At 72.9% G+C, this 10,619-nt stretch carries 10 protein-coding genes and 1 pseudogene; 1 reads left to right on the top strand and 10 read right to left on the bottom strand.

The features are described 5' to 3' along the window. Positions 1-130: 130 nt before the first annotated feature. The 8 genes and pseudogenes from ACFWB8_RS05645 to ACFWB8_RS05610 form a co-directional block, all read right to left on the bottom strand. A complete protein-coding gene (locus ACFWB8_RS05645; RefSeq protein ID WP_385222920.1) occupies positions 131-1,132 on the bottom strand; it encodes a ketopantoate reductase family protein in 1,002 nt (333 codons plus the stop codon). A gap of 152 nt (positions 1,133-1,284) precedes the next feature. Next, the gene (locus ACFWB8_RS05640) at positions 1,285-1,962 is read right to left on the bottom strand and encodes a DUF4360 domain-containing protein (protein ID WP_385222917.1); all 678 of its coding nucleotides are present in this window, start codon (positions 1,960-1,962) and stop codon (positions 1,285-1,287) included. A gap of 46 nt (positions 1,963-2,008) precedes the next feature. Further along, entirely contained in the window at positions 2,009-2,653 is a 645-nt protein-coding gene (locus ACFWB8_RS05635) for a DUF4360 domain-containing protein (protein WP_385222914.1), read from the bottom strand. A gap of 231 nt (positions 2,654-2,884) precedes the next feature. Continuing rightward, the gene (locus ACFWB8_RS05630) at positions 2,885-3,448 is read right to left on the bottom strand and encodes a DUF1697 domain-containing protein (protein ID WP_385222911.1); all 564 of its coding nucleotides are present in this window, start codon (positions 3,446-3,448) and stop codon (positions 2,885-2,887) included. Positions 3,449-3,468: 20 nt separating this feature from the next. Further along, positions 3,469-4,218: pseudogene (locus ACFWB8_RS05625) on the bottom strand (nucleotide disphospho-sugar-binding domain-containing protein); the annotation flags it as partial. A 15-nt stretch (positions 4,219-4,233) separates the two neighbouring features. Then, complete coding sequence (locus ACFWB8_RS05620) at positions 4,234-5,532, bottom strand: ABC transporter substrate-binding protein (protein WP_385222908.1); 1,299 nt, start codon at positions 5,530-5,532, stop codon at positions 4,234-4,236. Then, entirely contained in the window at positions 5,532-6,371 is an 840-nt protein-coding gene (locus ACFWB8_RS05615) for a carbohydrate ABC transporter permease (RefSeq protein ID WP_385222905.1), read from the bottom strand. Before ACFWB8_RS05615 ends, ACFWB8_RS05620 begins: the two co-directional genes overlap by 1 nt. Continuing rightward, on the bottom strand, positions 6,368-7,342 hold the full coding sequence (locus ACFWB8_RS05610) for a carbohydrate ABC transporter permease (RefSeq protein ID WP_385222902.1): 975 nt from the start codon (positions 7,340-7,342) through the stop codon (positions 6,368-6,370). The genes ACFWB8_RS05615 and ACFWB8_RS05610 overlap by 4 nt, the downstream gene beginning before the upstream one ends. A gap of 140 nt (positions 7,343-7,482) precedes the next feature. On the opposite strand from ACFWB8_RS05610, the gene ACFWB8_RS05605 reads away from it, so the two are divergent. Further along, on the top strand, positions 7,483-8,334 hold the full coding sequence (locus tag ACFWB8_RS05605; RefSeq protein WP_385222899.1) for a phosphotransferase enzyme family protein: 852 nt from the start codon (positions 7,483-7,485) through the stop codon (positions 8,332-8,334). A 10-nt stretch (positions 8,335-8,344) separates the two neighbouring features. Here the strand turns inward: ACFWB8_RS05605 and ACFWB8_RS05600 are convergent, their stop codons facing one another. Continuing rightward, positions 8,345-9,064 (bottom strand): exonuclease domain-containing protein, encoded by a 720-nt coding sequence (locus tag ACFWB8_RS05600; protein WP_385222897.1) that lies wholly within the window; start codon positions 9,062-9,064, stop codon positions 8,345-8,347. An 86-nt stretch (positions 9,065-9,150) separates the two neighbouring features. Continuing rightward, the gene (locus ACFWB8_RS05595) at positions 9,151-10,410 is read right to left on the bottom strand and encodes an SAV2148 family HEPN domain-containing protein (RefSeq protein ID WP_385222894.1); all 1,260 of its coding nucleotides are present in this window, start codon (positions 10,408-10,410) and stop codon (positions 9,151-9,153) included. Positions 10,411-10,619: the final 209 nt, after the last annotated feature.

Here is a 10,619-nt window from a genome sequence, read left to right as displayed (position 1 = left end):
CGCGGCGTCCGGTGCGGTGCGTCGCAAGGCGGAGGGCCACGGCTCGTACTGGACGTACTTGCGTGGTCCGACAACGCGGCGAGGTGCCGTGCCGGGCGTCGTGAGGCGGTGGACACCTCCGGTCAGGGCACTAGGAGCGGGCGGCGGCCTCGTCGGCCAGGGCCGTCAGGTCGGCGATGGCCATCGCGCCCGGCGGAAGGGACTCGCGGGCGAAGATGTTGGCCGCGTGCCGCAGCACGTCGTTGACCGGCGTCGCCACCCCGTGCAGCCGGCCCAGCAGGGAGATCTCCCCGTTGAGATAGTCGGCCTCGATCGAGCCCGTAGCCCGGTACAGGGACTGCCAGGAGGACCCGCCCCGAATCCCCGGCGGCAGCTCGACCTTGCCGCCCCGGGCCGCCGCCTGCTCGGCTTCGGAGGCGTAGGCGATCCCGGCCGCCTCGAACGCGGCCTTGCCCTCCCGGACCGCCCGCAGCAGCAGCGCCGCCTTCGCCGGGTCGGGCTCCGGGCCGGTGGTCGCCTGGATCGCGTTGCTCAGGTTGCCCAGCAGCTTCGCGTACTTCCACCGCATCACGTCCTCGACCACCGGCGCCTCGAACCCGGCCTTCTCCAGGTCGGCCGCGATGCTCCGGGCCCGCGCGTCGGCGCCCCCGGCGGCCAGCCCGATGTGCAGGATCCCCGTCAGCGGAGCGCACCTCGCGCAGATCACCCCCGGCTCCAGGAAGTCCGCCGGGAGCCACACGCACACCCCGTACACGCGGGCGAACCGGCGCAGGGCCAGCCGTTCGCTCTCCACACCGTTCTGCGCGCACAGCACCGGCAGCCGCTGCGCGGCCGTGCCGCCGCCCGCGACCTCCGCGTCACCCCACGCGTCGAGCGCGGCGAGGGCGTCCTGGGTCTTGACCGCGAGCAACAGCACGTCGTCGGGGCGCAGTTCCCCCAGCTCCGCCGGGTCGCCGACCACGGGCAGCCGGTGTACGGCCGTTCCGTGCGCGGTCGTGAGCCGCAGCCCGTCCGCGCGCAGGGCCTGCGCGTGCGCGCCCCGCGCGACGAGGACGACCTCGGCGCCCGCCTCCGTGAGCCGTCCGCCGATGGCCGCGCCGATCGCCCCGGCACCGATGATGATGTAACGCATACCCAGGAGCCTGGCACATCCGCGACCCCGGGCCACCATCGGGCCATGGCTGATCCGGACGAGATGCACCCCCTCGGCGGAGACCTTCCCGTACGGGGAGCGCCCTCCGCCTCACCGCACGGAAAGGACGCTGCTGGGCGCGCCCGGTCCCCCTAGGGGGTCGGGCACACCTGCCAGGCGAGGTGGTAGAGGGTGCTGACGCTGGCGTCCGTGGAGTCCATGGCCATGAAGCTGGTGACCGTCGGGCCGGACGTGCCCGCATTCACGCGCAGTTCGGTATTGATGTTGAAGTTGCGTTTTTCTCCGCACGGCGCCCAGACCAGATCGGCGTATTCCGTCTTGTCGGTCGACTGCCAGTTGTCGTTCAGCGGCCCGTTGAACTGGTGGGTCCGCTGGGAAGTCTGGGGCATTCCCTGGAAATAGTAGTTCGCCCGTTCCTGTCCCGACGCTCCCGGCTGGAGAAATGCGAATCCGCGGTAGTCGGCCTGCACGATGGCGTAGGTGAAGCCCGAGGGTACGTGAACGCGGAGATTGAGCTGGCAGTTCTTGCGGAACGCGGTGGGCGGGGCGCCGGGGCCGACCTGCGCGAGGTATTCACTGTAGGTGACCGTGAAGGCGGTGTTGTCCGGGGCGACGGCCACCTGGGCGGTGCCTTCCCGGCAGCCGGATCCGTTCACGGTGGCGAGTTCGATCACGATCTTGTCCGGCGGCACGGTGATCAGCGGGCCGTGGCCGACGGCTCCGGCCGGCGTCGCCGTGGCGACCAGGGCGGCGGCCGCACAGGCGGTGAGCAGGGTGCGGGACAGGGAATGGGACAGGGAAAGGGACATCGTTGTCACTCCTGACCATGAGTCGGGTTCCTGCGCTCACGCGGTGTCAGACTGCGGCGCATTCCTTCCACGCGAAGTGGTAGACCGTGCTGACGCTGCCGTCCGTCGAGTCCATGCTCATGAAGCTCAGGGCCTGCGGGTTCGACGTCCCCGCGTAGACGCGCAGTTCGGTGTTGACGTTGAGGTTGCGCTCCTCGCCGCACGGCGCCCAGACCAGCTCGGCGTACTGCGTCTCGTCGCTCGCCTGCCAGTTGTCCGTGTACGGGCCGTTGAACTGGTGGGTCGTGCGGGCCGTCTGCGCGGCGCCCTGGAAGTAGTAGTTCGCGCGCTCCTGGCCGAAGGCCCCGCGCTGGAGGTGCGCGAAGCCCCTGTAGTCGGCGCGGGCGATGGCGTAGGTGAACCCCTGGGGCACGTGGATCCGCAGGGCGAGCTGGCAGTTCTTGCGGAACTCGGTCCCGCCCGCGCCGGCTCCCGCCTGGGCCAGGTAATTGCTGTACGTGACGGTGAAAGCGGTGTTGTCGGAGGCCGCGGCCACGTCCGCGGTCCCCTGCGGGCACCCCGAGCCGTTGATTCCGACCACGTCGACCGTAATTCTCCCGGGCGGGATGTACGCGGCATCGGCCTGCGCGGGTGCGGCCACGGCCGATAACGCCGTCACCGCCGCACCGGCGATCAGTCTGCGGAGCAACATCGCCTTTTCTCCATTCGTGCGGAACGGCCTGCGAATTGAACATGCACATGCCATCACGAAGGGGCGGGGGCGGGGAAGGACGCGATACGGCCAACAGCCCCCGGCCGAATTCCCTGGCCGATTCCCGCAAGGCCCGTACCCTCCCGGCCGCCCCCTCATCAGGCCGCTCCCGCCCCGGCCGCCCGCCGCCGGCCGCCCGCGGGCCGGAAGAATGACCAGAACGCGGGTCGCTCAGGCCCGCGTCAGCTCGACGAGCTTGGCGACGGTGTTCCAGTTGCGGGTGGTCGCGTCGATGCCCTTGACGACGGCGGGCCTGGCGAGGGCCTCGGCCAGTTTCGAGCGGCCGAGCCCCTGCGGGGCGAAGAGGTACAGGACGCGGTCGCCCAGGCGGAACTCCTCCGGGAGGAAGTCCGCCGCCGCGAGGGCGGCGAAGCGGTCCGCGGCGGGCTGTTCGGAGAAGAACGTGGCGTGGAGCTGCCTGCCCTCCAGTTCGGCGGCGGGGAAGGGGCAGGCGTCGGCGACGGCGCGCAGGTGGTCCCCGTCCACCACCAGGCACGCCACCCGGAAGCCGAAGTGCGCCTCGATGGCCGCCTCCAGCTCCCGGGCCAGGTCCTTCGGGTCCTTCTGCGCGGCGCTGAAGACGGCGTTGCCGCTCTGCAGGTACGTCTGCACGTCACCGTGGCCGAGGCCCTCCAGTACGGAGCGCAGCTCCGCCATCGGGACCTTCTTGTGGCCGCCGACGTTGATCCCGCGCAGCAGCGCGGCGTATTTCCTGGTCCCGGCTTTCTTCGTCATGGCCGCACCCTAGGTGGCGGCTATGACAGTTCCGCCTCGATGAGGTCGGCGGCCCGGCGCGTGCCGCCCTCGGCGGCCGTCCGGGCGCGCAGGGCCGCGCAGCGGGCGGCAGTCCCGGGGTCGGCCACGAGTTCCAGGACCGCCGCCCGCAGGGTCGCCGCGTCGGCCCGGTCCATCGGGACGTGCCGGGCCACGCCGAGCGAGACCAGCATGTCGGCGTTGCCGAACTGGTCGACGGCCTGCGGGACGGCGACCACCGGGGTACCGGTGGCCAGCCCCTCCTGGCTGCCGCCGGCGCCCGCGTGCGTGATGAACGCGTCCGCCTGGCCGAGGACGTCCAGTTGGGGAACCCAGCGGTGGACCTCGACGTTGGCGGGGATCGGGCCCAGCTCGGCCTCGTCCGTGAAGCTGCCGATCTGCCGGACGACGTACCGGTCGGGGAGGTCCTCGAAGGCCTCCATGCAGGCCCGGCAGAAGGCGGGCTGCTTGGTGCAGGTGGAGCCGAGCGAAACCAGCAGCACTTTCGCGGGGATCAGGACGATGCTGCGGCGCGGGCGGGACCGGAAGCGGTCGACGTCGTCGCCGAGGCCGTTCTCGGTGAGCCAGGCGGCGAAGGCCGCGTAGTGCGCCTGCCCGCGCTCGGACGCCTTCAGCTCGGCGAACATCGGCTCGGCAGCCCCCTCCTCGTACCCCTCCCAGGCCACCAGGTTCGGGGACAGGGATACGGCGGGCACGCCCCAGCGGTGGGCGAGCACGGGGGCCGGGTAGGAGGTCCGGGGACCACCTCAGCGCTGGTACCGGGCCAGCACCCGGTTGCCGTCCCTGACCAGGCGTTCCTCCAGTTCATCGAGACCAATGGCCCCGCTGTAGAACTCCTGGAACGCCGGGGTCGCCACCTTGTCCTTCCACTCCGGATAGCCGCGCACCGACTGGGCCGGCGCCGGGCGCAGCCGGCCGGCCAGGGCCGCGCCGGTCGCCCAGCCCAGCTCCGGGGTGCGCAGGGCGGGGTCGGCGAGGGCCTGCGTCCCGGTGGGCAGCATCCAGTCGCCGCGGGCGAGGCGGACCATGTTCGCGGGGCGCAGCAGGAAGTCGATGAAGGCGGCGGCCTCCTTCTTGTACGGGCTGTCCCGCGCGATCGAGAGGGTCTGCGGGCTCACTCCCTGGGCCGTGCCGTCCGCGCCCGCCGGCGGCGGCAGCACCTGCCAGGCGAAGCCGGGCGGGGCCTGCCGGACGATCTGCTGACGGTAGGAGAACCCGAGCGGCACCATCGCGTACTTGCCGCCGAAGAAGCCGGGCAGCGTGTCGGAACCCCCCATCCCGAGGGTCGCGCGCGAGGCGCTGTGGTCGGTGTCGACCTGGGCCCGGATCGTCTCCGGGACGACCGCGTCTCCTTCGGCCCAGCGGATCTCGGCCTTCCCGCCCGGCTCGCGCACGAAGAGCCGGCCGCCCGCGGACAGGCCGAGGTTGAGGGTGGCGGAGACGGGGTCCTTGAGCGGCCAGGCCACCCCGTACCGCCCCTCGGCGGTGAGCTGTTTCGCGGCCGCGCGGAACTCCGCCCAGCTCCAGGGGGCTTCGGGGGTCGGGATGCGGACGCCGGAGGCGCGCAGCAGCCCGGTGTTGGCCATCAGCACCCGGGGCTCTTGGAGGAAGGGGACCCCGTACACCCCGCCGGCCACGGTGGTGGACTCCCAGCTGCCGGCCGGGATGTCGGACGTGAGCCGGTCGGAGAGCAGCGGCCGCAGGTCGGCGAGGTAGCCGCCGTACGCGAAGTCGGCCAGGTCGTCGGAGGCGTCGTGGATGACGTCGGGGGCCTCGCCGCCCTCGAATGAGGTCAGCAGCTGGTCGTGGACGCTGTTCCAGCTGCCCTGTACGTACTGGACCTGGATGTCGGGGTGGGCTGCGTTCCATTCGGCGACCAGGGCCTTGTTGGCGTCGACGGACTCCTTCTGCCAGGCGAGCGACTGGAACCGGATCCTGATCTTCCCGTCAGCACCGGTACGGGCGGACCCGCCATCGGAGCAGCCGGCCACGAGCAGGAGCACCCCGGCGACGGAGGCCGCCAGCGCCTGGCGGAAGCACGCCATCAGCTCTTCACCGCCCCGGCCAGCATGCCGCCGGCGATCCGTTTCTGGATGACCGAGAAGATCACCAGCGAGGGCAGGGTGGCGAGGAACGCGGCCGCGGCGAGCGGCCCCAGGTCGGCGGCGCCCTCCGCGCCCAGGAAGTGGGTCAGGACGACCGGCAGGGTCTGCCGGTCCGGGGACTTGAGGAGGACGAGGGCGAAGAAGAACTCGTTCCACGCGGTGATGAACGAGAAGAGCGCGGTGGCCACGATCCCCGGCGCCAGCAGCGGCGCCACGACCGAGACGAGCGTGCGCAGCCGCCCGGCCCCGTCCATCGCCGCCGCCTCCTCCAGCTCCCGCGGCACGGCCCGGACGTACCCGGTCAGCATCCACAGCGCGAACGGCAGCGACCAGACGACGTAGACGAGGATCAGCCCGGGTACCGAGTTGATCAGGTGCAGGTTCTTGAGCACCAGGAACAGCGGAATGATCACCAGTACGAAGGGGAAGGCCTGGCTGACCACGACCCAGCCGGTGGCGGCGGTGGACAGCCTGCCCCGGCGGCGGGCCAGCACGAAGGCCGTCGGGGTGGCCAGCGCCACCGCCACCATGGCCGCGCACACGGCGGCGACCAGGCTGTTCAGGGCGGCGTGCAGCAGCGGCTGTTCGGCGAAGGCCTGGCGGAAGTTGCCGAGGGTCGGGTCCTTCGGGATCCAGGTGGGGTGCAGGCTGCTCAGCTCGCGCGGCGGTTTGAAGGCCGTCGAGACCAGCCAGAGGAAGGGGAAGGCGAGGAAGACGAGGTAGGCGGCGAGCGCCAGGTACTGGGCGGCGCGCGCGGGGCGCCCGGTCCGGGTGTTCACTGCTCGTCCCCTCCCTTCAGCCGGCCGGCGAGGTACACCGCGAGCAGGACCGAGATCACCGCGACCATCACGCAGCCCATGGCGGCGGCGTAGCCGAACTGGCCGTAGCGGAAGGCCTCCTCGTACGCGAACAGCATGGGCAGCCGGGTGCGGCCGCCGGGCCCGCCGCCGGTCAGCACGTAGACCAGGGCGAAGGAATTGAAGTTCCAGATGAAGTTCAGGGCGGTGACGGACAGCGCGACCGGTCTGATCGCGGGCCAGGTCACGGTCAGGAAGCGGCGCCAGGCCCCGGCCCCGTCGAGGGCCGCGGCCTCGTGGAGTTCGTGCGGCGCGTTCTGCAGGCCGGCGAGCAGGGCGACGGTTGTCTGCGGCATGCCGGCCCAGACGCCGACGAGGATGACGGCGGGCAGGGCGGTGGCCGGGCCGCTCAGCCAGTCGGTGTCCCCGCCGAGGCCGAGGCCGGACAGCGTCTCGTTGAGGACCCCCGCGTCGGGGTGGTAGACGAGCCGCCACATGACGGCGACGACCACCTCGGGCATGGCCCAGGGGATGATCGCGAGGGCCCGGGCCAGGCCGCGCAGGCGCAGGTTCGAGTTGAGCAGGAGGGCGAGGCCCAGCGCGAGCAGGAACTGCGGCACGGTGACGCCGATGGCCCACAGCAGGCCGATCCGGAAGGACTCCCAGAAGAGCCGGTCGTGCAGAAGGTCCTGGAAGTTGAGGACGCCGACCCACTGGGTGGGGGAGGTGCGGCCGGACTGGGAGTCGGTGAACGCGAGGGCTATGCCGTAGAGGAGCGGGCCGACGCTGAGCAGGAGGATCGGGACGAGCGCGGGCAGGACGAGGAACCAGGCCCCGTGATCGGCGTGCGCGGGGCGGCTCCCGCCCCTGCGGTCGGGCCGGCGGCGCGTACCGCTGTCGCCCTTGCGGTCGGTCCGGCGGGGGCGCGCCGGGTCCGTGACGGCCGAGGTCACTTTTCACCGCCTTCCGGGTGGATCATCCGGATCCGCCTCGGTCATCGTGCGCAGGGCCTGATGGCGCGTCAAGACACCGCACACCGGGATGCGAGACTTGGCGGATTCACGACGAACCGGCGAAGGACGAGACGAACGGCATGGACGAGGCGCGGGCCAGGGACGTACTGACGGCGGCGGGTCTGGGCGGCGAGGCCGCGCTGCTGGCCTTCGGCGAGAACGCCGTCTTCGGCGTCGGCGACCTCGTGGCGAAGGTGGGCCGGGAGGAATCCCTGCTGCCCCGAGCCGAGCGGGAGCTCGCCGTGGCGGGCTGGCTCGCCGAGTCGGGCGTACGGGCCGTCCGCGCGGCCGAGCCGGAGCCGCGGCTGGTGGACGGGCACCCGGTGACCCTGTGGCACCGGCTCCCGGACGCGGTCCGCCCGGCGGGCCCCGAGGACCTCGCGGCACTGCTGCGGCAGATCCACGCGCTGTCCGCGACGCCCTTCACGCTGCCCCGGCGCGACCTGCTGGGCGGGGTCGAGCGCTGGCTCCGTCTGGCCGGCGATGCCATCGACCCCGCGGACGCCGCATACCTGCGGGCCCGGCGCGACGGCTACGCCGGCGAGGTCGCCGCCCTCACCCCGCACCTGCCCCCGGGCCCGATCCACGGCGACGCGCTGCCCCGCAACGTCCATGTCGGCCCGGACGGCCCGGTCCTGGTCGACCTGGAGACGGTCTCCGCCGACCTGCGGGAGCACGATCTGGTCGTGATGGCCCTCGCCCGCGACCGCTACGGCCTGCCCGCCGAGGACTACGAGGCCTTCGCGACGGCGTACGGCTGGGACGTCCGCGAGTGGGACGGCTGCCCCGTCCTGCGCGGCGCCCGCGAGACGGCGAGCTGCGCCTGGGTCTCCCAGCACGCCCCCACCAACCCGAGCGCCCTGGCCGAATTCCGCCGCCGCGTCGCGTCCCTGCGCACCGGCGACCGCGAGATGCGCTGGCACCCCTTCTGACCGCGAGGCGTCAGGCCGGTACGAGCCCGCGCAGCGGCCATGCCGTGTCGATGACCGCGTCCGGGGTGCCCTGACCGCGCAGGTACGCCTGGAAGTCCCGGGCCCAGCGGGCGTGCCAAGCGCCCTGGCGGCTGTGCAGGTCCGCGGGGGTGAGGCCGGCGACCTCCGGGTGCCGGGCGGCTATCGCCCGCGCGACCCCGACCGCGGCCAGGGCGTCCGCGCCCGCGTCGTGCGCGGCGTCGAGGGTGACCCCGTACACCCCGCACACCGCCTCCAGCGTCCGCTTGCCGCGCCGGTAGCGGTCCACGGCCCGGTCGATGGTCAGCGGATCCACCACCGGCCCGGTCTCCGCGCCGCCCAGCCGGTCGGCCAGCGAGGGCAGCCCGTGCCGGGCCAGCTCCGCCGCCAGCAGGGTCAGGTCGAAGGCCGCGTTGTACGCGACCACGACCGCACCGCCGCGCCAGTGCCGCACCAGCGCCGCCGCGACCTCGTCGGCGACCTCCCGGGCCGGCCGCCCTTCGGCGACCGCCCGCTCGGTGCTGATCCCGTGGATCGCCGATGCCTGGTGCGGGATCGGTATGCCCGGGTCCGCGAGCCAGCCGCGCCGCTCGCGCACCTCACCGCCCCGCACCTCGACGACCGCGGCCGTCACGATCCGCGACTCCCCCGGCTCCGTGCCGGTCGTCTCCAGGTCGAACCCGATCAGCACACCGCCGTGCCAGTCCCCCATGCCGCGCCCCTCCCCCGTACGTCCCCGTACTTTCGGTCAACGCCTTTCAGCCTGCCACGGCCCTCTGACAGTCGGACGGCGCCCCCTCAGGAGACCGGGCGGGAGTCCTCCCACACCGACTCGAATTCTTCCCGGTAGGTCGTGAACAGCCCGTGGTCCGCGTCCTTCGGAACCCCGCGCCCGCCGCCGCGCAGGACCAGGACCGGGGATTCCATGCCGCGCGCCCGGCGCAGGTAGGACTGGACCACCGCGATGCCCGAGGACTCCCCCTCCACGAGGTACGCCGTGAAGCGCGGGGTCTCGTCGAAGACGTGGATGTCGAAGCGCGACGGGTCCCGCAGCCCGGCCCGCACCCGGCGCACGTGCAGGATGTTCATCTCCACCGAGCGGCTCAGCTCGCCCTTGCGCAGACCGAGCTCCCGCTCGCGCCGCTTGACGGCGCTGCTGGCCGGGTTCAGGAACAGCAGCCGCACCCGGCAGCCGGCCTCCGTGAGCCGCACGAGTCTTCGGCCGGAGAAGTTCTGCACCAGCAGGTTCAGGCCTATGCCGATGGCGTCGAGCCGGCGCGCGCCGCCGAACAGGTCCTCCGCCGGGAGCTGCCGCTGCAGCCGCACCCGGTCCGGGTGGACCGAGATGACGTCCGCGTACCGGTCGCCCACCAGGTCCTCGACGGCGTCGATCGGCAGCCGGTCCGCCGCCGGCGAGCCCGCGCCGCCGCCCAGCACTTCCAGCAGCCGCGCCGAGGCGCGCTCCGCCTGCTCCAGCACGGGCCGCGACAGGGCCCGGTTGCGGGAGACGACGTTGCGCGTGACCTCCAGCTCGTCGAGGGCCAGCTCGATCTCGCGCCGGTCGTCGAAGTAGGGCTCGAAGCAGGGCCAGTGCTGGACCATGAGCTCGCGCAGCTGCGGCAGCGTCAGGAAGCTCAGCACGTTGTCGTCGGCCGAGTCCAGCAGGTAGCCCTTGCGCCGGCTGACCTCGCGTACGGCGACGGCCCGCTGCACCCACTCCTGTCCGGCGGGGCCGGCGGCCGCCACGACCCAGTCGTCCTCGCCGTGCACCGGCTGGTAGACGGGCCGCAGCACCGCCCCGATCACCGACCGCAGCCGCTGTTCGATGAGATTCAGCCAGATGTACGCACGGCCCGCGCGCTGCGCCCGCGTACGGACCTCGCTCCACGCCTCGGTGCCCCAGTCCAGCTCGGCCCCGGCCCGTGCGCTCCCGGCCGTCGGCGGGGCCAGCGACACCGCCCCGGCCGGTATCCCGCCGGGGGCCGCGCCTGCGGCGTCCGCCGGGCCGCCCTCGTGACTGCTGTCACCAGGGGGCAGCTCCAGACCTCCCGAGCTCACCCGTGCACCGCCTTCTGCGTCTGGACGCCCGTCTCCAGTGATCACGGAAGGGTACTCCGCGCGCGCCGCCCGATGCAGCCCGATGGTCCGTACACCGGCTGTCCGTTGACCCATTATCCGATGCGCGCATTGTCCACTGACCCGCATATCAGCTCTCCGGGTCACCCGGTAGGACCATCCCAAGTCCCCGTGTCGGGCCCCTCTTTCGG

The organism is Streptomyces sp. NPDC060031 (genome assembly GCF_042736805.1).
Classification (GTDB): Bacteria; Actinomycetota; Actinomycetes; order Streptomycetales; family Streptomycetaceae; genus Streptomyces.
This window is presented reverse-complemented; position numbering and strand designations above follow the sequence as displayed.